The organism is Embleya hyalina, from assembly GCF_003967355.1.
GTDB classification, from domain to species: Bacteria; Actinomycetota; Actinomycetes; order Streptomycetales; family Streptomycetaceae; genus Embleya; species Embleya hyalina.
On sequence record NZ_BIFH01000014.1, the window covers coordinates 338,425 to 362,522 of the forward strand.

Annotated in this window: 16 protein-coding genes; 12 read left to right on the top strand and 4 right to left on the bottom strand. The window is 72.4% G+C overall.

Annotated features, from left to right (window positions below):
• Positions 1–15: 15 nt before the first annotated feature.
• From EMA17_RS05880 to EMA17_RS05905, 6 genes are read left to right on the top strand one after another with little or no spacing between them, the layout of a single operon-like run.
• Complete coding sequence (locus EMA17_RS05880) at positions 16–1,095, top strand: ABC transporter substrate-binding protein (protein ID WP_126635833.1); 1,080 nt, start codon at positions 16–18, stop codon at positions 1,093–1,095.
• Positions 1,088–2,131 (top strand): NrtA/SsuA/CpmA family ABC transporter substrate-binding protein, encoded by a 1,044-nt coding sequence (locus EMA17_RS05885; RefSeq protein ID WP_126635834.1) that lies wholly within the window; start codon positions 1,088–1,090, stop codon positions 2,129–2,131. The genes EMA17_RS05880 and EMA17_RS05885 overlap by 8 nt, the downstream gene beginning before the upstream one ends.
• On the top strand, positions 2,128–3,009 hold the full coding sequence (locus tag EMA17_RS05890; RefSeq protein WP_126635835.1) for an ABC transporter permease: 882 nt from the start codon (positions 2,128–2,130) through the stop codon (positions 3,007–3,009). The genes EMA17_RS05885 and EMA17_RS05890 overlap by 4 nt, the downstream gene beginning before the upstream one ends.
• Positions 3,006–3,836 (top strand): ABC transporter ATP-binding protein, encoded by an 831-nt coding sequence (locus EMA17_RS05895; RefSeq protein WP_246126470.1) that lies wholly within the window; start codon positions 3,006–3,008, stop codon positions 3,834–3,836. Before EMA17_RS05890 ends, EMA17_RS05895 begins: the two co-directional genes overlap by 4 nt.
• Positions 3,837–4,751: an ABC transporter substrate-binding protein gene (locus tag EMA17_RS05900; RefSeq protein ID WP_126635836.1), complete on the top strand. Its 915-nt coding sequence runs from the start codon at positions 3,837–3,839 to the stop codon at positions 4,749–4,751. It abuts the gene before it with no gap.
• The gene (locus EMA17_RS05905) at positions 4,748–5,827 is read left to right on the top strand and encodes an LLM class flavin-dependent oxidoreductase (protein ID WP_126635837.1); all 1,080 of its coding nucleotides are present in this window, start codon (positions 4,748–4,750) and stop codon (positions 5,825–5,827) included. Before EMA17_RS05900 ends, EMA17_RS05905 begins: the two co-directional genes overlap by 4 nt.
• A 64-nt stretch (positions 5,828–5,891) precedes the next feature.
• On the opposite strand, the gene EMA17_RS05910 is transcribed toward EMA17_RS05905, so the two are convergent.
• A complete protein-coding gene (locus EMA17_RS05910) occupies positions 5,892–6,683 on the bottom strand; it encodes an SDR family NAD(P)-dependent oxidoreductase (protein ID WP_126635838.1) in 792 nt (263 codons plus the stop codon).
• A 172-nt stretch (positions 6,684–6,855) separates the two neighbouring features.
• Here EMA17_RS05910 and EMA17_RS05915 point away from each other — a divergent pair, with 172 nt between their 5' ends.
• Both EMA17_RS05915 and EMA17_RS05920 read left to right on the top strand, forming a co-directional pair.
• A complete protein-coding gene (locus EMA17_RS05915) occupies positions 6,856–7,461 on the top strand; it encodes a TetR/AcrR family transcriptional regulator (RefSeq protein ID WP_218042669.1) in 606 nt (201 codons plus the stop codon).
• A 61-nt stretch (positions 7,462–7,522) separates the two neighbouring features.
• On the top strand, positions 7,523–8,218 hold the full coding sequence (locus tag EMA17_RS05920; protein WP_246126471.1) for a glycerophosphodiester phosphodiesterase: 696 nt from the start codon (positions 7,523–7,525) through the stop codon (positions 8,216–8,218).
• Between the two features lie 4 nt (positions 8,219–8,222).
• Here the strand turns inward: EMA17_RS05920 and EMA17_RS05925 are convergent, their stop codons facing one another.
• Positions 8,223–9,002 carry a helix-turn-helix domain-containing protein gene (locus tag EMA17_RS05925; RefSeq protein ID WP_126635839.1) on the bottom strand — a complete coding sequence of 260 codons (780 nt, stop codon included), beginning with the start codon at positions 9,000–9,002 and terminating at the stop codon, positions 8,223–8,225.
• A 225-nt stretch (positions 9,003–9,227) separates the two neighbouring features.
• Here EMA17_RS05925 and EMA17_RS05930 point away from each other — a divergent pair, with 225 nt between their 5' ends.
• The 4 genes from EMA17_RS05930 to EMA17_RS05945 all read left to right on the top strand — a co-directional run bounded on the left by EMA17_RS05930 (position 9,228) and on the right by EMA17_RS05945 (position 13,738).
• The gene (locus EMA17_RS05930) at positions 9,228–9,893 is read left to right on the top strand and encodes a DUF4097 family beta strand repeat-containing protein (protein ID WP_126635840.1); all 666 of its coding nucleotides are present in this window, start codon (positions 9,228–9,230) and stop codon (positions 9,891–9,893) included.
• A gap of 15 nt (positions 9,894–9,908) precedes the next feature.
• Complete coding sequence (locus EMA17_RS05935; protein WP_126635841.1) at positions 9,909–10,865, top strand: ATP-binding cassette domain-containing protein; 957 nt, start codon at positions 9,909–9,911, stop codon at positions 10,863–10,865.
• Positions 10,862–11,656, top strand: coding sequence for an ABC transporter permease (locus EMA17_RS05940; protein WP_126635842.1), 795 nt, complete (start codon positions 10,862–10,864; stop codon positions 11,654–11,656). Before EMA17_RS05935 ends, EMA17_RS05940 begins: the two co-directional genes overlap by 4 nt.
• Positions 11,657–11,824: 168 nt before the next feature.
• Positions 11,825–13,738 carry a serine/threonine-protein kinase gene (locus EMA17_RS05945; protein WP_246126472.1) on the top strand — a complete coding sequence of 638 codons (1,914 nt, stop codon included), beginning with the start codon at positions 11,825–11,827 and terminating at the stop codon, positions 13,736–13,738.
• Positions 13,739–13,762: 24 nt separating this feature from the next.
• On the opposite strand, the gene EMA17_RS05950 is transcribed toward EMA17_RS05945, so the two are convergent.
• Both EMA17_RS05950 and EMA17_RS05955 read right to left on the bottom strand, forming a co-directional pair.
• The gene (locus tag EMA17_RS05950; RefSeq protein ID WP_126636113.1) at positions 13,763–16,345 is read right to left on the bottom strand and encodes a right-handed parallel beta-helix repeat-containing protein; all 2,583 of its coding nucleotides are present in this window, start codon (positions 16,343–16,345) and stop codon (positions 13,763–13,765) included.
• 20 nt (positions 16,346–16,365) lie between these two features.
• Complete coding sequence (locus EMA17_RS05955) at positions 16,366–23,985, bottom strand: RHS repeat domain-containing protein (protein ID WP_126635843.1); 7,620 nt, start codon at positions 23,983–23,985, stop codon at positions 16,366–16,368.
• Positions 23,986–24,098: the final 113 nt, after the last annotated feature.

Sequence of the window (24,098 nt, forward strand, 5' to 3'; positions counted from 1 at the left end):
AACGGAAGTATTCCCATGACCGCCGTGACCGGCGCACGCCCCGACGAGCTGTGGTTCACCCGTTGTCCCGTTCCCACCGCCACCGGCATCGCGGCCGATCTGGGCCTGCTCGACGCCGAGTTCGCGGCCGAGGGGATCACCGTGCGTTCGCTTCAGGACGTCTCGGCCGACGTCGCCGCCGACCACCACTACACGCACGCGCTGCCCGGACTGTTCCGCGAGGGCGGCAACGTGCCCGCGCTGTGGGCGCGTTCGCGCGGTGAGGAGACCCGGCTGGTCGGGCTCACCTGGATCGAGGAGCGCCAGGCGATCCTGGTCCGGGCGGAGAGTGGGATCGCCTCGCCCGAACAGCTGCGCGGACTGCGGCTGGCCGTGCCCCGGCACGACATCGCGATCGACTTCTGGCGAGCGATGGCCCTGCACGGCTTCGCCGGCGCGTTGTCCCTGGCCGACGCCACCCTGGCCGACGCGCGTTGGGTCGAGGTGCCGGCGGCGCGCGGGGGCGGGCAGTGGGAGGCCGAGTTGGCCGCGCTGAGCCGGGGTGTGGTGGACGCCGTCTACGTCAAGGGCGCGTTGGCCGTGGAGGCGGCCGTCCGGTACGGCGCGGTGGTCGCGGTGGACCTGGACGCGGTGCCGGACCGGGCGGTGCGGATCAACAACGGGACGCCGCGACCGATCACCGTGCACCGCGAACTCCTGGACCGGCACCCGGAGTTGGTCTCCCGCTTCCTGGCGGTGCTGGTCGAGGCGGCCGACTGGGCGCCGGAGCATCCCGCCGAGGTGGCCCGGATCCTGGGCGCCGAGACCGGCGCGGGCGCGTTCGGAGTGGCCGGCGCGTACCGCGAACTCGGCCCGGACACGCTCCGGATCGACCTGTCCGCCGAACGCCTGGACCTGCTCGCCCGGCAGGAGCGGTTCCTGTTCGAACAGGGCTTTTTGGCCGGGCCGGTGGACGTACCGGCCTGGGCGGATCCCGAACCACTGCGGCTGGCCCGCGAACTCGCCGATGTCCGCGCTCGGGCCCGCGCCCGTGCCACGCACCCGCACGACCCCGCACCGTCTCGCATATCACCGCTGGAGGTTCCCCATGAGTAGCCGGCCCCCTCGCCGCACCCGACTGCTGTCCGCCGTCGCGCTCGCGACCGCGACGCTGATCGCGCTGACCGGCTGCGGCTCCTCCTCGAAGGACACCAAGGCGTCGGCGGCGAGCGGCGGCGGCAAGAGCGGGATCACGCTGCGGATTCCCGACCCGGGCAACAACGGGGTGCTGGCCCGGGGCAAGAAGGACGGCTCGCTGGACGCGGCCCTGGCCAAGGTCGGCGCCAAGGTCTCCTGGACCGGCAGCGCGGGCCCGTTCGCGCCGGCCGCGCAGGCGATCAACGCGGGGCAACTCGACGTGGCGCTCGGCTCGATCACCTCCGCCGTGGCCGCGCTCGGGCAGAAGCCGAGCTTCAAACTGTTCGGCGCCACCGCCCCCGACCTGGCCGGCGAGGGCATCCTGGTGAAGAGCGACTCGAAGATCCACTCGATCCAGGACCTGGTCGGAAAGAAGGTGGCCTGCTCGCAGGGCGGCACCAGCGAATACCTGCTGCTCGCCGCGCTCGAACAGGCGAAGATCCCGGCCGACAGGGTCGAGCGGGTCTATCTGCGGGCCGACCAGACCGCACCGGTGTTCGCGGCCGGCCAGGTGGACGCCTGGGCGACCTGGGCCACCTACTCGGTACCGGCCCTGGCCTCCGGCAACGCCCGCTTCCTGGCCGACGGGCGGGCGCTCGGCTCGGACAACTACTCGGTCTGGGCGGTGCGCAACGCGTTCGCGGACCAGCACCCCGACGTGGTCAAGGCGTTCTACGCCTACCTGCACGACGCCGGCACCAAGGAGATCGCCGACCCCGCCGCGTACATCAACGTCTTCACCGACTCCGGCCCCACCGCCTTCGGCGCCGAACCCAAGCGCATCCAGACCGACTTCACCCGGCAGGGCGCGACGGTGGAGCCGATCCGGGCCGCGGACGTGGAGCGCTTCGGCAAGGTGGCCCGGTTCTTCCAGGACCAGAAGGTCACCCAGACCCTCGTCGACGTGAAGCCGCACCTGCTCGACGTCGATACCCTCGCGGGCGCGGCCGGATGAGCGCGCCCACGGTGATCGAGGCACAACCCCGGGCGGTCGAGGCCGAGTCCCCCGGGCGCGGGTATCCCGGCCTGGTCACCCCGCGTCCGCGCGTCCCGCGGCCCCGGCCGCGCTTTCTCGGCCCCGCGCTGCGCGCGATCGGCCCGCTCGCGCTGATCGGCGGCTGGGCCTGGGCCTCGCACAGCGGGGCGCTCAGCCCCGACCTGCTCGGTTCGCCCGCCGACGTCGTGCGCGCCGCACGCGAGATGTGGGACAACGGCCAACTCCCGGACGCGCTGCGGGTGTCGCTGGGCCGCGCCGGTCTGGGCCTGGTGTTCGGGCTGACCATCGGCCTGGCCCTGGGCGTGCTCACCGGCTTCTCCCGGCTCGGCGAGGAACTGCTCGACTCCTCCGTGCAGTTGCTTCGCACCGTGCCGTTCCTTGCGCTGGTCCCGCTGTTCATGGTCTGGTTCGGGATCGGCGAGTCGGCCCGGGTGATCCTGATCGCGGTGGCCACCGCGTTTCCGATGTACGTCTCCGCGTCCGGCGGGGTGCGCAACGTGGACCGCAAACTGGTCGAGGCGATGCGCAGCTTCGGTGTCGGTCGGCTCGCGCTGGTCCGCGAGGTGGTACTGCCGGGCGCGTTGCCCGCGCTGCTGTCGGGGCTGCGCCTGTCCATGACGCTGAGCGTGATCGCGCTGATCGCGGCCGAGGAGATCAACTCCACGGCGGGCATCGGATACCTGATGAGCCAGGCGCAGAGCTTCTCGCGCACGGACATCCTCACCGTCTGCATCCTCGTCTACGCGATCCTGGGCCTGCTCGCCGACGTGATCGTGCGGATCCTGGAGCGGGTGCTGATGCCGTGGCGCGGCCAGGGTCAGGGGGCGGGCCGATGAGCGCCGAGACCGCCGTGCATCTCGCGGGCCTGCGGAGGGTGTTCGGCACCCGGGCCGTGCTGGACGGGGTCGATCTGGACATCGCGCGGGGCGAGTTCGTCGCCTTGCTCGGTGCCAGCGGCACCGGCAAGACCACGCTGCTGCGCATCCTGGGCGCACTCGATCGGCACGACGGCGGCACCGTGCTGGTGCCCGAGGCCCGCACGATCGTCTTCCAGGAGCCGCGCCTGGTGCCCTCCAAGCGGGTGTTGGCCAATGTGGTGGTCGGGCTGCCGAGGGGGCGGGCCACCCGGGAGATCGGGCTGCGCGCGCTGACCGAGGTGGGCCTGGAAGGGCACGCCTCGGCCTGGCCCGCGACACTGTCCGGCGGCGAGGCACAACGTGTGGCGCTGGCCCGGGCGTTGGTGCGCGAGCCGGAACTGCTGCTGCTCGACGAGCCGTTCGCGGCGCTGGACGCGCTGACCCGGATGCGCATGCAGGACCTGGTGGGCGAGCTGTGCCGGGTGCACCGGCCCGCCGTGCTGCTGGTCACGCACGACGTCGAGGAGGCGATCCGGCTCGCCGACCGGGTCGCGGTGCTGCGCGACGGCAATCTGGTCACCGACGAGATCGTCGCCGTGGACCGACCGCGCGACCCGACGGATCCGGCCTTCGCCGCACTGCGCAGGCGGCTCCTGGCGGACCTGGGGGTCCGGGTCGCGGACGGTCCTGCCGCGCCTTCCGCCTCCCCGAAGATCCCCACTGCCTCCCTTCCGGTCGCCACGGCCGCTCCCACCCCTTCCCCCGCGACTCCCGCCACCGTCCCGTCCACGTCCGGAGTGATCTGAATGACCGTCACCATCGGTGTCCACGGCAGCAATCCGTCGCTGTACCTGCTCGCCCGACTGGGCATCCTCGAACGTGCCCTCGAACCGCTCGGCGAGACGGTGACCTGGTTGCCCGTGGAGGGCACCCGGGTGGGCGAACTGCTCGGCGCCGGCACGATCGACTTCGGCGGTACGGGGTCGACGCCGCCGATCGTCGGGCAGGCGCAGGGCCACGACCTCGTCTATGTCGCGGTGTCCGCGCCGCGTCCCGAGCACGGCGCGCTGCTGGTCGCGGACGAGGGACCGGTGCGCACCCCCGCGGACCTCGCGGGCGGCACGGTCGTGCTGAGCATCGGGTCGTGGCAGACCCACTTCGTGGCCAAGGCGCTGAACGACGTCGGCCTGTCCTATCGGGACGACATCACGCCGGTGCGGCCGGCGGCGGGCCAGGACCAGGCGGCGCGGCTGCGCGCCGGCGAGATCGCCGGGTGGGTCGCGCAGGGTCCCGAACTGGTGGCCGCGCGGCGCGAGTCGGGCCTTCGGGTGCTGCACCGGGTCGGCGACGTGATCACCGACCGCTCGGTGTTCTTCGCCCGCCGCGCGTTCGCCGAGGAGCGCTCGGAGGTGGTCGCGACGGTGGTGGCCGCGCTGCGCGAGGCCGACGCCTGGGCGGCGGCGCATCCGGAGGAGGCGGCCGAACTGCACGCGGCCGAGTTGCCCGGCACCCGGGCCGATTGGGTCGAGGCGCTGGCGGCGCTGCCGTGGCGGCTGGAGCCGGTGCCGGCGTCGTTCATCGCCGAACAGCAGGAGGCCGCCGACATCTTCGCGGCCAACGGGTTCATCGACCGCCCGATCACGGTGGCCGACGCGCAGGCGGCGGAGTTGTCCGCGCCGGTGGCCCGGGTGCTCGCGGCTGCGGACGGTGCGGGCCGATGAGTCCCGAGGTGTTGTGGTATGTGATCCCGCGCGAGGGACCGTATCCGTGGGAACCCGCCGGGCGGCGGCCGGTCGACCTGGCCTACCTCCAGCAACTGGGCGGCGCGGTCGATCGTTTGGGCTTCAGCGGGGCGCTGCTCGCGACGGACCTGTACGACGTGTGGTCGCTGGGCAGTGTGCTGGCCGCGGCGGCGCCGACGTTTCGGCCGCTGCTCGCGGTGCATCCCGGATTGATCGCGCCGACGTTGCTGGCGAAGATGGCGCTGAGCTTCGAGGCGCTGTTCGGCCCGGGGCGGTTGCGGTTCAACGTGGTCAACGGTTCGACCGAGGGACTGCGCGAGTACGGGCTGCATCTCGAACACGACGAGCGGTACGAACTCAGCGCCGAGTACTGGGACATCGTCAAGCGGCTCACCTCGGGCGAGGTCTTCGACCACAAGGGCACGTTCTACGACCTCAAGCAGGCCGGTGCGGGGCTGCGCGAGCTGCATCGGGACGGCGGGCACGTACCACTGTGGTTCGGTGGTTCGTCGCCGGCCGGGATCGAGATGGCCGCCGAGCATGTCGACGTGTATCTGACCTGGGGCGAACCGCCGCACCTGCTGGCGGAGAAGCTGGCGAAGGTGCGCGAGCGGGCGGCGGCACACGGGCGTTCGTTGCGGATCGGGTTGCGGCTGCACCTGATCGTCCGGGAGAGCGAGGACGAGGCCTGGGCGGCGGCGGATCGGCTGCTCGAGGTGACCAGTCACGCGACGTACGCCCGGCAGTTGGGGCAGGCGGCCGACGCCGACGGGGTGGGCTGGGAGCGGCAGTTCCGCCAGCACGGGGGCCGGGTACCGGCGCGGGCCCGGGAGTTGGAGGTGTCGCCGAACCTGTGGCCCGGGATGGGCCTGTTCCGGCCGGGACCCGGCACGGCCGTGGTCGGCAGTACCGCTCGGGTGATCGAGCGGTTGCAGGAGTTCGAGGCGCTGGGCGTGGATACGTTCATCCTTTCCGGCAATCCGCTGCTGGAGGAGGCGTATCGGATCGGCGAGACGGTGTTGCCCGCGCTCGGGGTGCGGCCTCGAGTGGGGTGATCCGCCGTGTCGATCGGCAGGGCCGGTGCGGTCGACCGCACCGGCCCTGCCCCGGCCGCGGGGGTCAGGCCGCCTTGAGCGCGCCTCCGTCGACGAGGTGGTCCGTGCCGGTGACGCTGCCGGCGAGCGGGGAGGCCAGGTAGGCGACCGCGGTGGCCACCTCGGCCGGGTCGACGAAGCGGCCGGTGACCATGCCCGACGCGCCGGGCAGGGCGTCGAGCAACTGCTCGTGGGACAGGCCCATGACCGCGGCCAGTTGGGCGCCGTAGCCGTCCGGCGCCTCCCACATCGCGGTGCGCACCGGACCGGGGGAGACCGTGTTGACCCGGACACCGCGCGGGCCGAATTCCTCCGCGACGGCCTTGCCGAACGCGGTGAGCGCGGCCTTGGCGGTCGTGTACGGCACCGGCCCGCTGTGCGGCACTCGGCCGCCGAGCGAGGAGATGTTCACGATCGCGCCGCGTGTGTCGACCAACGCGGGCAGCGCGGCCCGGGTGGCTCGTACGCCGGCCAGGAAGTTCAGCTCGAACGAGGCGAGCCACTGCTCGTCGGTGAAGCTCAGGAAGCCGCCGGCCTGCGACTCGCCGCCGGCGTCGCCCCCGCCGACGTTGTTGACCAGGACGTCGAGCCGGCCGAACTCGGCGACGGCCCGATCGACCAGTCGGCTCGGGCCGTCGGGTCGGGTCAGATCGACGGCCATGGTCGCGGCGCCGGTCGCGGCCAGTTCCGGGGTGATCGTGCGGGACGCGGCCAGGACCCGGGCCCCTTCGGCGACGAGCGTGGACACGACGGCGAGCCCGATGCCGCGGCTCGCACCGGTCACGAGGGCGGCCTTGTCGGTGAGGCGCAGGTCCATGGGAACTCCTTGAGGCAGTGGCAGGCAGGTGGCAGGCAGATGGCGGGTGGGCAGGTGGTGCCGATGATCTTCGGTGACCGACATGCTGCTTCGGTGATGCGTTGAACCTAGAACATGCATCATTAATGTCGCAAGTATGAATCGACCGGCGTCGTTGCCGTACAGTTCGAAGGTGACTTCCCCAACAGACGGAACCGGTGGCCGGGCGCGACCGCTGCGCGCGGACGCGGAGCGGACCGTGCGCGCGATCCTGGAGGCCGCCGAGCGGGTCCTGAGCGCCAATCCCTCGGCCACGATGGAGCAGATCGCCGAGGCGGCCGGCGTGGCGCGGACCACCGTGCACCGGCGCTTCGCCACCCGCGACGCGCTGATCGTGGCGATGACCCGGTGGGCCACACAGCAGTTCCACGACGCGGTGACGGCGGCCCGGTCGGACGCCACGCCGCCGGCGGTGGCGCTGTACCAGGTGACCGCGAACGTGCTGCGGGTCAAGATCGCGTGGGGCTTCGCGATGAACGCGCTGCGCACCGACGACCCCGAGGTCGCACACCTGCACACCGACGTGCTCGATCGTTGCGATCGGCTCTTCCGCCGGGCGCGCGAGAGCGGGCTGCTGCGCCCGGAGGTGGACCTCGACTGGACCCGGCGCGTCTACTACGCGCTGATCCACGAGTCGGCGCAGGACGACCGGGGCGAGGACGCGGACGTGCTCGCGACCCGGATCGTGGACACCCTGCTGCGCGGATTCGGCGCCTCGGACGGGCCCACGACGCGATGAACCCGGGGTGGTCGTGGCGCGTGTACGGTGTGCCCGCCGGTCCCCGATCGAGAGGTTTGTCGTGACCCTGGCCGTGGCCCACCGAGGCGATCCCCGGCGCTACCGGGAGAACACCCTGCCGTCGCTGTCGAGCGCGCTGGACCGCGGGGCCGACCTGGTCGAGATCGACCTGGAGGTGACCCGGGACGGACACCTCGTACTGCTGCACGACGCGACGCTGCGCCGGTTGTGGTGGCGCAACGCGCGGGTGCGCGAGTTGACCCTGGCCGAGGTCCGGGAGATCGGCCGGCGCGGGAGGTATCGGGTGCCGAGCTTCGACGAGGCGTTGGACCTGATCAAGGGCGGCCCCGGTGGGTTGATGGTCGACTTCGGCGAGATCGAACTGGCCGGTCCCGCGACCGAGGCGGTCGCCCGGCACGGGCTGAACGAACAGATCCTCTACGTCGGTGGACCGGTCGCGATGGGCATGGTCCGCGAGCACGCGCCCGAGGCGCACATCGGACTCAGCGGCGAGTCGTTCGCGGGGGTGCCGGGCGAGGACGTGCTGCGGACGCTCCGGCCGGAGTACATCAACCTGCGCTGGCGGGCGTACGACGCGGAGTCGGTGGCCCGCTGCCATGCGGACGGATACGGCGTGAGCGCCTGGACGGTGGACTCGCCCCGGGTGATGCGCAGGCTGTTGGACATGGGTGTGGACATGATCATCAGCAACCGGATCGGTCGATTGCTCGACGTGGTGGCGGCACGGCGGGACTGAGCGGTCACCGCGCCCGGCGCTCGGCGGACGGACCGCGATCCGTGCCCGGTTCGGTCGGTGGGGTGGGGGTTGCCTCGGTGTTTATGTAGAGGATCTCGCGGGCCTGCTCGGCGGCGCGGGTGATGCTCTCGCCGACGAAGTCGACGAAGCGGGCGACGTTTTCGAGGCGGACGGCGGCCGGCGTGTCGGGGCCGAGGATGCCGACGCCCTGCCGTGCCGTCTCGGCCAGTCGCGCGTTGGCTCGGGCGGTGGCGACCATCGCCTGGAACCAGACGTCGTTGTCGACGCTGTAGTGCTCGCGGCGGCGTTCGTCCCGCTCCCGGCGGATGAGGCCCTGGACCTCCAGGAACGCGATCGCCTTGGACACCGACGCCGGGCTGACCCGGAGGCGCCGGCCGAGTTCGGCCGCGGTGAGGCTGCCCGCGTCGGTGACGAACAGGCAGGTCAATACCCGGGACATCATCTTGGGCAGGCCCTGCTCCATGAGGAGGGTGGTGAACGTCTCCTCGTATTCGCGCACCGCCGCCTCGTCGCGCCCGGGCGTGTCCGCCGGTGCCTGCGCGTCCCGGGGCGCGGCCTGCCGGCGCCGGTGGGCGCGGCGCTCGGTGGCGCGGTGGGCCAGGTCGGCGCGGTAGCCGGTGGGCCCGCCGTTGCGCGTCACCTCACGCGTGACGGTCGAGGTGGGCCGGTCGAGACGTCTGGCGATCTCCGCGTAGGCGAGGCCGTCGGCCACCCCCAGTGCGATCTGCCGCCGTTCCTCCTGGGTGAGTCTGCCTCCCGGCATCACGATCTCCCTCCACGCTTCCTTGATCGCGCAAGCATAGCGTTCACTCTTCGGTCAATGCAACGATCATGGAGTCTTCGTTGCATTGAAATCGAATCTGTTGCAACGAATAATGGGCTCTGAGCTGGGCTTATATGATCCTTATGCAACATGGACGTTGCGGGATCCACAAACGCAACGTAGCGTTTCCCAAGTCAGAAACGACAAGCGCAACAGGAGAGCACGATGCAGACGTTCGACACCCCCGGACCGATATCCGCCGTCCTGCACATCCCCGCCGGGCGGGTACAGGTCATCGCCGCCGATCGCACCGACACCACGGTCGAGGTTCGGCCCGTCAACCCCGCCAAGGGCCGCGACGTGGAGGCGGCGCGGCGGATCACGGTCGAATACGACGACGGCGTGTTGCGGATCGCGGCCCCGAAGGCGAAGGCCCCGCTCGTCGGCGCCTCCGGGTCCGTCGAGGTGACCGTTCGGCTGCCCGCGGGCTCCCGGATCGAAGGCAAGGCCGTCGCCGCCGAGTTCCGGGCCGTCGGGCGGTTCGGCGACGTCGTCTTCGACGGCGCGAACGGCGCGATCAAGCTCGACGAGGTCGCGAGCGTCCGCCTCACCGCCCTCGCCGGCGACGTCTCGGTCGGCCGCCTGGCCGGCTCCGCGGAGATCAGCACCCAAAAGGGCGACATCCGGATCCACGAGGCGGCGCGCGGCACGGTCGTCCTCCGCACCCTGATGGGCGACGTGTCGGTCGGCGCCGCCCGAGGCGTCTCCGCCGCGCTGGACGCCGGCACCTCCTACGGGCGGATCGACAACGCGCTCGGGAACACCGGCGTCGCCGAGCTGCACATCCGCGCGACCACCGACCACGGCAACATCGACGCCCGCAGCCTCTGAGGAGCAGCGACCATCATGACGATCCCGGCCATCGCGGCGAACGGGCTGCGCAAGTCGTACGGCGACAAGGTCGTCCTCGACGGCATCGACCTGACCGTCGCCGCCGGCACGGTCTTCTCCCTGCTCGGCCCGAACGGGGCCGGCAAGACCACCGCCGTGAAGATCCTCTCCACCCTCGTCACCGCGGACGCCGGCGAGCTGTGGGTCGGCGGTCACGACCCGGCCGCGAACCCACAGGCGGTGCGCGCCGCCATCGGTGTCACCGGGCAGTTCTCCGCCGTGGACGGCCTGATCACCGGCGAGGAGAACATGTGGCTCATGGCCGACCTGAACCACCTGTCCCGGCGGGACGGGCGGCGCACGGCCGCCGAGTTGCTGGAGCGCTTCGACCTCACCGACGCCGCGAAGAAGCCCGCCTCCACCTACTCCGGCGGCATGAAACGCCGCCTCGACATCGCCATGACGCTGGTCGGCGATCCGCGGATCATCTTCCTCGACGAGCCGACCACCGGCCTCGACCCGCGCAGCAGGCACAACATGTGGGGGATCATCCGCGAACTCGTCTCCGACGGCGTCACCGTCTTCCTCACCACGCAGTACCTGGACGAGGCCGACGAACTCGCCGACCGCATCGCCGTGCTCGACGACGGGAAGATCGCCGCCGAGGGCACCGCGGAGGAGCTCAAGCGGCTCGTCCCGGGCGGCCACGTCCGGCTGCGCTTCACCGACCCGGCCGCCTACCGGGCCGCCGTCGCCGCGCTGCGCGAGGTCACCCCGGACGAGGAGTCGTTGTCGCTGCAGATCCCCAGCGGGGGCAGCCAGCGCGAACTGCGCGCCATCCTCGACCGGTTGCACGCCGCGGCCATCGAGGCGGACGAGCTGACCGTGCACACCCCCGACCTGGACGACGTGTTCTTCGCCCTCACCGGCGGCACCGGCATCCCCGACCAGCCCAAGGAGACCGCGCGATGAGCTCGTTCACCCTCGCCGTCCGCGATTCGTCCACGATGTTGCGCCGCAACCTTCTGCACGCGCGGCGCTACCCGTCCCTGACCCTGAACCTGCTGCTCACGCCGGTCATGCTGCTGCTGCTCTTCGTCTACGTCTTCGGCGACACGATGAGCGCGGGCATCGGCGGCGGCGGTGCGGACCGCTCGGACTACATCGCGTACCTCGTCCCGGGACTGCTGCTGATGACCGTCGGCAGCACCACGATCGGCACCGCCGTCTCGGTCGCCAACGACATGAACGAGGGCATCATCGCCCGCTTCCGCACCATGGCCATCCACCGCGGCTCGGTGCTCGTCGGGCACGTCATCGGCAGCGTGTTGCAGTCGATCCTGAGCGTGGCCTTCGTCGGCGTCATCGCCGTGGCCATCGGCTTCCGGTCCACCGACGCCACCGTCCCGGAGTGGATCGCCGCGTTCGGGCTGCTCGCGCTGTTCTCCCTGGCGCTCACCTGGATCGCCGTCGGCATGGGTCTGATCAGCCCGAGCGTCGAGGCCGCGAGCAACAACGCGCTGCCGCTGATCTTCCTGCCGCTGATCTCCAGCGCCTTCGTCCCGGTCGACGCGATGCCGGGCTGGTTCCGGCCGATCGCCGAATACCAGCCGTTCACTCCCGCCATCGAGACGCTGCGCGGTCTGCTGCTCGGCACCGAGATCGGACAGCGGAACGGATGGTTGGCCATCGCCTGGTGCCTGGGGCTGACCGTGCTCGGCTACCTCTGGGCGACGGCGAAGTTCGACAACGACCCGCGATGACCGCGCGGACCACCTCCGCCGCCGGTCCCGCCCCGGGGCGGCGTACCGCCGACACCACGTCGGTGTACGCCGCCCCGGCGGCGTGCGTCGGCCGCCTCGGCGAGGGATCTGCCCACGATGCGGCCGGCGGTGCCTGTTGTGGGAGTCCTGATTTGTAGGGTGTGCCGCATGACCCCGGGCATACCTGGCAGACGCGTGATCGACGGCCGCTTCGAGTTGCTGGAGCGGCTCGGTGGTGGCGGCATGGGCTTGGTCTGGCGGGCGCGCGACCTGGCCCTGGAACGCGAGGTCGCGCTCAAGGAGGTCCGGCCGCCCGACCCGGCTCTCCTCGAGGACGATCCGACCGCCGCCCGGATGTTGCGCGAACGGGTGTTGCGCGAGGCGAGGTCGCTGGCCCGGCTGAACCACCCCCACGTGGTGACGATCCATCACATCGTGGACGCGGCCGAGGTTCCACACCCGTGGCTGGTGATGGAACTGGTCCCCGGCGGATCCCTGCACGACCGGCTGGCCAACGGGCCGATCGCCCCGGCCGAGGCCGCCGCGATCGGTCGGGGCGTACTGTCCGCGCTGAGCGCCGCGCACGCGGCCGGGATCCACCACCGCGACGTGAAGCCCGGCAATGTGCTGCTGCGCGCCGACGGCAGCCCGGTCCTGACCGACTTCGGCATCGCCGCGCTGCGCGAGTCGACCAGCCTGACCGCGACCGGGGACCTGATCGGCTCACCCGAATACATCGCGCCGGAGCGCATCCGCGGCGAGGAGGACAACGCCGCGTCGGACCTGTGGTCGCTCGGGATGATGTTGTACGTGGCGGTGGAGGGGGAGCACCCGCTGCGCCGGGCGACCAGCCTGGCCACACTCGCCGCGGTGCTGACCGAGACGGTGCCGGCGCCGGGCCGCGCGGGGGCGTTGCGACCGGTATTGGAAGCGCTGCTGGTTCGGGACCCGGCGGCTCGGCCGGACGCGGCGCGGTTGGACGCGCTGCTCGCGGCGGCCGCGGGCGAGCCGGGCGCGCGGCCCTCGTCGCAACACACGACCTCGGCGCTGCCGGTGGCGGACGCCCTGGCCTGGCAGCCGGGCGATCTCGGCGGTGGTCGGGCGGTCGACCCGGGGTGGGACTCCGGGTCCCGTTCCGGTCTCGATGCCGCGTTCGGGGCCGACACGGGTTCGCGGTCCGGGCCCGCCTGGACGGGGGCGGATCGGGTCGGGCCCGCCTGGGCGGGCGCGGATCGGGTCGGCGGGGGATCGAACTCCGGCTCGTGGCAGGGGGCTTCGGCGGACTCCTCGGACGAGGTTCCGGTCGGGTCGGCGGCGGCCGGGACGCCCGGAGCGGGCTCGCCGTACGGCTCGGCGTTCACCCCGGCGACGCCCGAGTCGGCGGCCCGGCAGCGGGCCCGGCGCAACCGGATCGTCGGTGGCTCGGTGGTCGCCACCGCCCTGGTCGGCACGCTGGTCGCGGTGCTCCTGGCGTCCCAACTCCGCGACTCGGGGTCGGACTCGGCCGGGGCCGGGGCCAAGCCGACGGCGACGCGACCGACCATGACACCCGATGCGCGGGGGAGTTCGCCGGACGACGAGCCGACGGAGCCGGCCGAGCGACCGTCGCCGACCCGGTCGGCGTCCAAGCCCGCCGCGGACAAGGAGAACCTGATGACGCCGGCCGGGATCCGCGGCGTGATCGAGTCGATGAAGCCGGTCATCGGCGGCACGAAGGTCAAGTCGATGAGCATCCACGACAGCTTCGCCTCGGTCGACGCACCGGTGCCCGGCAATGCCCGCCTGCAGGACCGTTATTCCTATCGCGACGGGAAGACCACGAAGGACACCGGTTTCGGCCGAACGGGTGACGACGAGAAGACGATCGACCTCACCAAGGTCAACTGGGACGCCTTGCCCGCCCTGTTCGCCAAGGCGGACAAGGAACTCGGCATCACCACGCCGAAGACCCGCTACGTGATCGTGGACCTCGGCCTGGTCGACCGGGTGCCGTCGCTGAAGGTATATGTCGGCGACGACTACGGCTCCGGCTATCTGCGGGCCGACCTGGACGGCAAGGTGCTCAAGATGTACCCGCGCTGAACCCCGCGCCGGTGCGGCGCGGCGTCACGAGGCCAACGACGTCGGCAGATCCGCGACCTCCAACGCGATCAGCTGGGCCGCGTCCGGGTGTTCGAGTTCGGCGACCCGGCCGGCCTGGCGCTCCGTCATCTCCTGGAACGCCTGGCGGGCCGAACGCCCGTTGCCGAAGCCGCCGCCCCGGGACATGCCGGCGAACAGCGCGAGCAGTGCGGTGCGCGCGGCGGGGGTGAGTTCGTAGCGGTGCCGCTCGGCCTGGTGCTCGACGATGGCCACCAACTGCTCGGCGTCGTAGTCCTCGAAGAGCAGCGTGCGGGTGAACCGCGACGCCAGGCCCGGGTTGGAGGACACGAAGCGGTCCATGTCGTCGGGATAGCCCGCCGCGATCACCACCACGTCGTCCCGGTGATCCTCCATCAGCTTCACCAGCGTGGCGATCGCCTCGGAGCCGAAGTCGTTGCCGCCCGCGAGCGGGGAGAGCGAGTACGCCTCGTCGATGAACAACACCCCGCCGATCGCCCGGTTGAACGCGGCGGCGGTCTTGGGCCCGGTGTGACCCACGTATTCGCCGACCAGCGCGCTGCGGTCGACCTCGACCAGGTGCCCGTGGCCGAGCAGGCCCAGCGCCTTGAGCAGGCGGCCGTACAGCCGGGCCACCGTGGTCTTGCCGGTGCCCGGGTTGCCCGCGAAGACCAGGTGCCGGCTCAGCGGCGGCGCCGGCAGCCCGGCCTCGACCCGCAGCCGGACCGTCTGCATCAGCTTGGCCATCGACGCGACGTCGCGCTTGACCCCGTCCAGGCCGACCAGTTCGCCGAGTTCGGCCAGCAGGTCGGTCAGCTTCTCCTCGACCACCTCCGGCCGATCCGGCACCGGCGGCGCGGCGGCCGGGTCCGGCCCGACGCCCACGGTCGCCGCGGGGGCCGGTCGCGCGCCCGGCACCACGCCGCCGAGCGCCGGATCGCAGTCGTCGAACACCGGCGCGGCCTCCGGGTCCGTGCTCAGGTCGTCCGTACAGTCGCGCAGCCGACAACGCCGGAACAGCGGATCCGCGCCGCCGCCCACGTGCAGCGCGGCGTAGCCCGCGCCGATCACATCGCAGCCGGTGTAGGTGCCGCCGGCCTGCTCGGCCACGAACAGCCCGTTCTTTCCCGGGCGTTCGATCCGCACGCCGTGCACCGTCGGCCGGGCGCCGGTCCACACCACCAGGCCCGACCCGGTGCAGTCCTCGATCGAGCCGCCCGCCAACTCGGCCCGCGAGCCCGCGTCGAAGACGATGCCCGCCGCACCCGCGCCGGTGACCCGGTTGCCGGTCAACTCGGCGACGCCCTCGCCGGTGACCTCGATCCCGGTGCGCCCGGCGGCGCGCACCGTACATCCCGACACCCGCGACCCGGTGGGCGACGCGATGCCGATCCCGGTCGTGGTGTCCGCGACCAGGCAGCCGGAGAGCGCGGCCGAGGAGCGGCCGGTGATCGCGATCCCGCTCATCGCGGCGGCGGAGACCGTGCAGTCGGTCAGCTCGACCCGGGCGGTGTCCGCGGTGTGCACGCCGTGTTCGGGGGTGCCCGCCACCCGGCAGTCGGCCAGCCTGAGAACGGCGGTACCGGCCGCGTGGACCGAGCCGAAACCGGAGTCGAGGATGCGGCAGTCGGTCAACTCGGCCGCCGCGGCCTCGGTGAGCAGCACCCCGTTCGTCGCCGAGCGGCGCACCGCGCAGCCCTGTGCGAGCACCCGCGCGTTGCCGTCGAGCACGATGCCGGCCGCGGCGGCGTCCAGGATCCGACAGTCGGTCAGTTCGGCCCGCGCGCTGCCGCCCAGCCGGATCCCGGCCGCGCCCGGCGCGCTGACCCGGCTCTCGCTCGCGGCGGCCGAGGAGGCGTCCTCCAGGAGCAGGCCCACCCGCCCGCAACCGTGCAACACCGAGTCGACCAGGCGCAATACGGCCCGGCCGCGCAGCCGGATCCCGGAGCCGGAGGTGGCGTCCAGGCGCAGCCGGGCGATGCCGACCCGGGCGCTGCCGGAGACCACGATCCCGGTGCCCTCGATCGTGCCCACCTCGACGTCCTCCACCCGGGCCCGCGCGTCGCCGGACACGTGCAGTCCCGCGAGCCGCGCGCCGGTCACGCGCGTGCCGGTGAGCAGCAGCGCCGACGTGGTGCCGCCGGCGGTCGGCGGTGCGTCCAAGTCCGGGTCGGCGCCGTCGGGTTCGTCCCGATCGGGCCCGCCGCGCACCTCGATCCGGCCGCCCCGGACCGCGCAGTCGGCCACGATCAGGCCCGCGCCCGGACCCACGCTGACCGCCGGCGCGTCCCCGCCCGCGCCCTGCACGGTCAGCCCGTGCACCGCGCAGTCCGCCGCGTCGACCGTGATCGCCGGCCCCTCCGCGCTCGCGGTCAGCACCACCTCGCCCCCGCCCGGTTCCGGACGCAGCGTCACCGACCGGGCCAGCACCAGGGATTCGGTGTAGTGGCCGGCCTCGATCAGGACGGTCGCGCCCGGCGCGGCGGCCCGTACCGCGTCCGCGATCCGGCGGTGCGCGCCCCGGCCCTTGGCGGCCACCCGGACGGGCGGCGCGCCGGCGCCGCCGGTGTGCCGCTCGACGCTCGACATCTGTGCGCTACGCACCTTCGCTACGCATCCTTCTGCTGGTACCAGGCCGGGTCGATCCCCGCGCGCACCTTGGGCAGCAACCACCCGTTGAACATCTTCTCGCCGATCTTGAAACCGATGTTGAGCAGGAACTCGCTGACGCCCTGGCGGTGGAAGAACCGACCGCCCGCGGCGTTGAGGAAGCCGATCCGGGCAAGGGAGACACTGCCCGTGCTGACCACGCCGGACAACGAGGCGATCCCGCCGTCGCCCAGCGCCTCCCAGCCGAAGACCTTGTGGGTGAGGCCGTCGGCGCCCTTCACGCCGAACACGCTCGCGTTGATGCTGCCGTTGACCAACCCGGCCAGCATGCCGACGCCGGCGCTGTAGCCGAAGTCGTAGGTGCCGCTGCGCCAGCGCACTGCGGTCTCGTTGCCCGCCCACTCGTTGGCCCACGTCTTGTCGTGGTTGCCCGGCCGGCGGTTCCAGTGCTTGCCGCCGTCGATGTTGCCGTAGCCGCTCTTGAAGTCGCCGAGCTTGCGGAAGCCGTCCCACTTGTTCTCGTGCACGAAGGCGCCCACGCCGCCCTTGATCACGCCGCCGACGGCCGCGTTCAGCGCCGCCTTCTGCCAGTCGGTCTCGGTCAGGCTCTTGCCCTGCGCCCTGGCGTTGATGTCGGCGACGATGATGTTCGCGGTGAACTCGATGGCGAACTCCTGGGCGAACTCCAGCGCGAGCTTCTTGCCCAGGACCGACCCCCCGCTCTGGTAGGCGGCTTCGGCCAGGTGGATCGAGCCGGTCGGCAGGACTCCCGGGATTCCCGTCAACGCGGTGCGGAACCGCGTCACGTCGATCCCGGTCATGTCGCCCTTCCAGGGCATGCGCTGACCCTCGCGGACGCGCCGCACCCAGCCGCGCACCTCGGTCACCTGGCCGCGGAAGTCGTACTCGCTGCCGACCACGCGCCACCTGCCCAGCGAGTCGGTGGTGATCACCGCGCCGCCGTCGGTACGCCGGGCCAGCAGGTTGCCGTCTCCGTCGTAGCGCCGCCACTGGCCGCGCCACGCGTCCCGTTCCAGGAACTGCCCGTCGGGCAGGGCCGATCGGGTGCGCACGGCGGCGCCGTGGTCGAACTCCTTCCAGGTGGCGGTGTTCGGCGACGTGGCGCCGCCCGGCCCGTACTCGCGTACCCGCGCCGGAGCGTCGGTGATGTGCGGCGGGGTCTCGCGGATCACCAGCGTCTCGCCCGTGGTGGGCACGAACCGGTCGCGGAAGAGCAGGTTCCGGCCGTCGAGCGGGGTCGCCTGCCAGCCGCCGGCGCCCTCGGCCGCCTTCGGGTTCCACCACACCCGCTCGTGGGTGCCCGTGCCCGGCTGGGGCATGATCGCGCCCGCCCGGTCGAACTTCCGCCAGGTCCAGGTATCGGTGCCGGGCGCCTGCCACGCGTCGACGTAGCGGCCGTCGTCGAGCATGCGTCGTTCGCGGACCAGGTTGTTGTGCGCGTCGAAGTCCCGGAACGAGTCGTCGAACGGCAGCTTGGGGTCGTCCGAGCTGCGGAACAACACCCGTTTGCCGGACTCCCGCACCTGCCCGGCGGCATCGAGCCGTTCCCACTGCCAGGTCTTCGCGGTCGACGAGCCGTGCGCGACGATGGTGACCGACCGGTTGTCGGCGAGCTGCCAGGTGTCCCGCCGGCCGGCCACGTAGCCGTGGGCGTCGTATTCGACCCAGTTGCCGCGCGGGTTGGGCGCGACCGGGGCCTCGGGGGCCGGCGTCGCCGCGCCCGGGGTTCCGTGCGTGGGCGAATCCGGCGTGGCGTAGTGCCGGATGTTGCCGTTCTCGAAGCCCTCGCGAACCATCTCCCAATGGGTGACGACGCCGTCCGCGTTCGTCACCGGCCGGAAGTCCTGCCAGTTCCGCCCGCCGGGCCCGCCGGGGGTGTCCAGGCGGTAGCCGGTGACGTCGCCCTTGCTCCACGGGGTCGTTCCGGCGGGGGCGTTCGCGTGCGGCCGTACCGTGTCGCCGGCCTTGAGGGTCGTACCGTCGGCCAACTTGGTCTGTGAGCGGGCGAAGGTGCCGTCGGCGAGGATGTCGAAGGAACTGCCGTCGTCGCCGACGAAGCGTGTGCCGTTGCCGTGCGGGACCAGGTTGCCGTCCGCGCCGACGACCGACTTCTCCCAGGTGAACACCTGGTAGCGGGTGTCGGAGGCGAGGAAGGCGTGGTTGCCGGCCGGGTCCGTCCGGTTGTCGGCCAGCCACTTGCGGGCCCAACTCGGCGGGCGCTGTTCGGAGACCCGGGTCGTGGTGAACGTCGAACCGTCCGCCTCCACCACGTGTTTCCCGGCCTCCTTGCCCTGCGGCGACAACTCGTCCCAGGACGCCTTGCGGAAACCGTCGGCGCCCAGCGGGTGTTCGAGGTAGTGCCGGGCGTGGTCGGTCCGGTGCAGTTCCCCCCACTGCTTCTGGACCAGTTCGCCCGCGTGGTTGCCCGCGCCCGGGCCGTGTCGGTCGCTCCAGCCGCCGTCCCAGTGCGTGGTGCGCGGACCGCTCGCCAACTCGTTGCCGGCGCCGTCGAAGCGGTGCCAGGTCCAGCCGTCGGTGCCCTTGACGCCGAGGGTGTGACCGGCCCGACCGTCGAACTTCTGGATGGTGTCCCGGAATTCGCGCACCGTGACGAAGTGTCCGTCGACGTCGGTGTAGCCGAAACCGGATGTGTCGAACTTGCGCGAACCCTGGCCGAGGGGCGTGCCGTCGGCGCCCCACTCGATCCACTTGGTGCGGTGGCTGAAGGTGCCGAAGCCGCTGAGGTCGGTACGCCGGAACGCGTCGAGGGTGGTTCCGCCCGGCAACATCCGGCGCTCGAAGATCACCACCCGGTCGGGCGAGCTCGACTTCAGCCGCAGCCCGCCGTTGGCCGCGCCGCTCGTGTCCACCGTGCCGTGCTGGAACTCGTTGTGGGTGAACGGGTCGCCGGGGGAGTCGGGGTGGAAGTCCTGACGCCAGGTCGGTGTCGGGGTGCTGTGGTCGACGACGTACTGGTGCCCGGTCATCCGACCGTCGTCCAGCACGTTGAAGGCCTCGCGGGTGACCGTGCCGTTCGTGCCGAACTCGTGGAACTCGCCGTGGCGCGGGGTGTTCGGGTGCACGACGTCGATCCGGTAGCCGGTGTGCGTGCCGTCGGCGGCGGTGAGCCGGGTGAGCCGCTGCTCCGCCGGAAGCGGGTTGCCGTGCAGGTCGGTGAGGGTGTCGCCGACCGCGAACGGGCCCTGGCCGGTGCGACCCAGCCTGGTGCCGTGCTCGAAGGTGTTCGTGACGGTGTCGTGGCGGAACGAGTGGCCGGTGGCCGGATCGGTGACGCGGTAGCCGTTGTCGACGACGGTGACGGCGCGGTCGGTCACGCGGGCGCCGTTGGCGTCGGTGAGCACCCGGTCGGCGCCCTCGCCGACCACGAAGCGGGCCTCGCCGGGGCCGCCGACGGCGATGCCGCGTTCGATCAGGGCGCCGTCGGCACCGTGCAGGGTGGACACGTTCGTGCGGGTGTCGACGACCCGGAAGCCCTGATCGGTGACCGTGGCGGTGTGGTGCGGCACCGGGGTGCCGAGCATGTCGGTGACGTGGCGGTTGGTGCCCTCGCCGACCACGAAGCGGGGCTCGGCGCTGCCGCCGAGGGCGATGCCGTGTTCGCCGACCCAGCCGTTCGCGGCGTAGCGGGTGCTGTGGCCGCCGGCCGTCTCGGTGACCCGGTAGCCGCCGGCGCCGAGCGGGGTGACCTCGACGCCGGCGACGGGGGTGCCGCGTACGTCGGTGAGCACGGGGCCGGCGCCGCGGTCGACGATGAAGTGCGGCTCGCCGAGTTCGGTCAGGCCGAATCCGCGCTCGATGGCGACGCCGTTGGCGTCGTAGCGCACGGAGCGGCCGGTGGCCGGGTCGGTGATGTGGTAGCCGTTGTCGAACTCGGTCAGCCTGCGGTCGGTGATCGGCTTGCCGTGCACGTCGGTGAGGACCGAGGGTCGGCCTTCGCGGAACAGCACGAAGTGCGGGTCGCCGGAGAATCCGGTGAGTACGAGGCCGCTTTCGGCGATGGTGCCGTCGCCTCGGTAGCGGGTGGTTTGTCCGCTGGTGGGTTCGGTGACGCGGTAGCCGCCGTTGGTGGTCGGGGTGACGTGTACGCCGTCGATGGCGTTGCCGTGGAGGTCGGTGAGTGTGGGGCCGTGTTCGCCGGGGACGACGATGTGCGTGTCGCCGGCGCCGTGGAGCGCGAGGCCGCTTTCGGCGATGGTGCCGTCGCCTCGGTAGCGGGTGGTCTGTCCGCTGGTGGGTTCGGTGACGCGGTAGCCGCCGCCGTCGGTCGGAGTGACGTGCACGTCGTCGATGCGGGTGCCGTGCAGGTCGGTCAATACCGGGCCCCGCTCGCCGCGGACGACGAAGTGCGGCTCGTCGAGACCGCGGAGCGCGACGCCGTGTTCGACGACGCGGCCGTCCGTGCCGTATCGCACCGAGCCGCCGGTGGCGGGATCGGTCACCCGGTAGCCGTTTTCGAACGGGGTGAAGACGCTGTCGGTGATCGGCTTGCCGTGCGCGTTGGTCAGTATCGGCGGCCGGGCGTCGTTGCCGTGCACCACGAAGCGGGGCGCGCCGGTCCCGCCCAGGGCGATGCCCTGCTCGGCGACGGCCCCGTTGGTGCGGTAGCGGACCGTCTGCCCGCCGGTGGTGTCGGTGACCCGGTAGCCGCCGCGCACCACGGTGACGTCGAAGCCGAGGACCGGGTCCCCGTTCGCATCGGTGAGGAACGGCCGACCGCCGCCGTCGTCCACGACGAACCGGGGCTCACCCGGCGAGTGCAGCGCCAGGCTCTCGTCGAGGAGGCGGCCGTCGTCGCCGTACCGGACGGAGTGGCCGGTCGCGGGGTCGGTGACGCGATAGCCGTCGCGCACCGGTGTGCGCACGGTCGCGCCGTCGAGGTTGGTCGAACCGGCGCCGACGTGCGCGGTGAGGTTCGGGTTCGGCGGCGGGACGGTCCCGGCGACCGACGTCGTCGGCAGCGTGTTGCCACCGCCGAGGTCGTGGGTGCCGCCGACCAGCCGCGGGCGCTCCAGCAGGCTCTGCGCCTGGATCTGGGCCATGCCCTTGTCGATCCGGGCCGGATCCACGCCCAGCGAGTCCAGCCGCGTGGTCGCGGTCTCCACCTTCGCCGAGGCGGTCTGCACCGCGATCTTGGCGTCGCGCTCGTACACGGACGGCGTGGACGAGCCGCCGGGGCGGACCTCCAGGTCGTGCAACACCTGCTGGGCCCGGCCGAGTTCGTTGCGCGCCGAGGTGAGGTCGCGCCAGGCCTCGATCCGGTTGGCCCGCAGCGGGTCGTCGGCTTTGCCGAACAGCGCGCCGATCCGGTCCGCGTCGCGCTGCCACAGCTGTTCCAACTGCGCGCCGGTGAGCCGGTTGGGCGGGCCGGCCAGGTGGCCCACGGGCGGCGGGGTCGGCGCGACGGCGACCTGGTTCCCGGTCGGCGTGCCGGGCCGCAACTCGCCGCCGCCGCCCGGGCCGTGCGGCGGCGGGGCGGTCGGCAGCGCGCCGGCATGCGCGGGCCCGTCCGGACGCGGCATCGTTTTCGGGCCGTGGTCGAGCAGGTCGAGCGCGTTCCCGGCGTGGTCCGGGACCAGGGCCGTCGGCGGCGGGCCGCCCGCGAGCGCCGTCGGGCTCGGCGCGGACAGGTTCGCCGTCGAACCGAACCCGGTCGACTGGAGCTCCACGTGCGGGGCGGGGGCGCCGTGGCCGGGCAGACCCGGGCCGGACAGGCCGTGGCCGGCCACGTTCGGCGCGGGCAGGCTCGGCGCCGGCAGGCCGTGGTTCAGGCCGGCCGCGGGCAGGCTCGGCGCGGTCACGTGGCCGGTCGGGGCGGGCAGGTGCGCGATACCGGCGCCGGCGCCCGGGGTGTTGGCGGTGACCAGGGACGGCACGCTCGGCGGGTGGCCGGCCCCGGTCCGGACCAGGTCGAGCGCGGACAGCGAGGACAGCGACGGGGTGTGCGTGACGCTCGAAAGCGTGGACGGGGTGGGCAGCGCGTGTACCGCGCCGGCCGCGCCGGTGGTCGGCGAGAGCTGCCCGATCGAGTGGACCGCGTTGAGCTCCATCCGGCCACTGCCCGCCGGCGTCGGCAGTTTGGCCCAGTCGCCGATCTGCACCATCTTCATGTCGCGCGCGCCGATGTCCAGGAGCGCGTCCATGCGGCGCACCGCGTCCGGCGCGAACTGCATCACCTCGCCGAGGGTGGTGGGGATGTGCAGGCCGGCGGGGGAGGTGACGGTCAGGTTCGTCGTCGGCAGGTCCAGGGCCTTCATCCGCAACTCGTTCGCGCCGAACCCGGACCAGTCGCCGGCCCGGATCCGGGCCAGGTCGCCCACCGGCATCTCGGGCAGCGCGCCCAGGTGCGGCGTCGTCGGGATCTGGCTCAGGCCGCGCCCGCCCGCGCCGAGCAGCGGCGAGGCGTAGCGGAACTTGCCGAGCACACCACGCTCGTAGAAGCCGATCTGCAACGCGCGCTTGAGCCCGAACCGGCTGATCTCGGCCGCGTCCACCGGCAGGATCAGCCGCAGCCACTTGGTGCCGCCGAGTTCGGACTTGAGGAACTTCCAGGTGCTGCCGGCCGCGCCCTTGACCATGTTCGGGATGGCGCGGAAAAGGGCCGGTATCGCCTTGAAGCCCTTGATCACCAGGAGGCCGCCCTTGAGCAGCGTGCCGCCGACCCACGACGGCAGTTTCAGCGCGGCCCCGCCCAGCCACAGGGCACCCGACTTGACCCAGCCGCCCGCGAGCCGGGCGAAGTCCTTCAGGCCCGGGATGAACGCGAACGAGCGGAACGCCCCCGCGTTGAAGGCGCCCTTGAGCGCGCCCCACGCGCCCTGGGCGAAGGGCTTGATGCCCTTGGTCCAGAGGAACTTCGCGCCGTCCTTGAACAGTTTGAACAGGTTCAGGCCCTTGGTGGTCGGCGCGATCATGCCCAGACCCGCCAGGAACAGGTCGAGCAACCCGGCCTTGCCGTTGGCGACGTCCACCGCGGTCTTGACGAACAGGACCAGGTTGATCCCGATCGCGAGCAGCGCCAGCGGACCGCCGAGGAGCAGCGCGGGCAGGATCAGGATGATCGCCAGCCAGTTGAACGCCTCCCAGAACAGGTCGCAGTTCGACACCGGCTGCTTGATCCCGGTCGCCGCGCTGTTGAGCACCTTCGCGGCGGTCTCGGCCTGGGTGCGCTGGGTGCCGCCCGCGTTGCGCGCGGTCGTGCCGTACGTGGCGCGCTGCGGATCCTCCAGGGGCAGGTCCCGGCCGTTCGCCAACGCCGTGTCGGCGACCCGCTGCTGGGCCTCCATTACGTCCACGTACGTGTGCAGCGCCTTGGCCGAGTGCTCGAACGCGTCCGCGATGCTGGTCACGAACTCGCGGAGCGGGCCGCTGATCTTCTCCCGCAGCGCGTCGGCGGTCTGCCCGACGAACGCGCCATTGCCCGTCTTGTCCAGGACCGAGTTCAACGCGTCGTCGATCTCGCGGGCGACCTTGCCCAGGCTCTCCATCGAGGTGATCAGTGTGCGCAGCCGAACGGGGTCGCCCGGGGTGGGATCGGTGCTCAGGCCGATCGCGTTCCAGTCGGTGGGGCGATTGCCCATGACCCGTCGTCTCCTCGCCGTGCTCGCCGGACCTCGCCGTGACCACGCCCGGGCCCACCGGACGGTTCATCCGACGACGTGTCGCGGCCGCGATGAACCGTCCGGTGGGCCCG

What these genes read in the sequence shown, in the direction of transcription:
- EMA17_RS05945 (WP_246126472.1), top strand. Translation starts at nt 11,825, where the DNA reads ATGACCCCGGGCATACCTGGCAGACGCGTGATCGACGGCCGCTTCGAG.
- EMA17_RS05895 (WP_246126470.1), top strand. Translation starts at nt 3,006, where the DNA reads ATGAGCGCCGAGACCGCCGTGCATCTCGCGGGCCTGCGGAGGGTGTTC.
- EMA17_RS05955 (WP_126635843.1), bottom strand. Translation starts at nt 23,985, where the DNA reads ATGGGCAATCGCCCCACCGACTGGAACGCGATCGGCCTGAGCACCGAT.
- EMA17_RS05910 (WP_126635838.1), bottom strand. Translation starts at nt 6,683, where the DNA reads ATGGACCTGCGCCTCACCGACAAGGCCGCCCTCGTGACCGGTGCGAGC.
- EMA17_RS05880 (WP_126635833.1), top strand. Translation starts at nt 16, where the DNA reads ATGACCGCCGTGACCGGCGCACGCCCCGACGAGCTGTGGTTCACCCGT.
- EMA17_RS05885 (WP_126635834.1), top strand. Translation starts at nt 1,088, where the DNA reads ATGAGTAGCCGGCCCCCTCGCCGCACCCGACTGCTGTCCGCCGTCGCG.
- EMA17_RS05940 (WP_126635842.1), top strand. Translation starts at nt 10,862, where the DNA reads ATGAGCTCGTTCACCCTCGCCGTCCGCGATTCGTCCACGATGTTGCGC.
- EMA17_RS05890 (WP_126635835.1), top strand. Translation starts at nt 2,128, where the DNA reads ATGAGCGCGCCCACGGTGATCGAGGCACAACCCCGGGCGGTCGAGGCC.
- EMA17_RS05935 (WP_126635841.1), top strand. Translation starts at nt 9,909, where the DNA reads ATGACGATCCCGGCCATCGCGGCGAACGGGCTGCGCAAGTCGTACGGC.
- EMA17_RS05950 (WP_126636113.1), bottom strand. Translation starts at nt 16,345, where the DNA reads ATGTCGAGCGTCGAGCGGCACACCGGCGGCGCCGGCGCGCCGCCCGTC.
- EMA17_RS05925 (WP_126635839.1), bottom strand. Translation starts at nt 9,002, where the DNA reads ATGCCGGGAGGCAGACTCACCCAGGAGGAACGGCGGCAGATCGCACTG.
- EMA17_RS05930 (WP_126635840.1), top strand. Translation starts at nt 9,228, where the DNA reads ATGCAGACGTTCGACACCCCCGGACCGATATCCGCCGTCCTGCACATC.
- EMA17_RS05900 (WP_126635836.1), top strand. Translation starts at nt 3,837, where the DNA reads ATGACCGTCACCATCGGTGTCCACGGCAGCAATCCGTCGCTGTACCTG.
- EMA17_RS05905 (WP_126635837.1), top strand. Translation starts at nt 4,748, where the DNA reads ATGAGTCCCGAGGTGTTGTGGTATGTGATCCCGCGCGAGGGACCGTAT.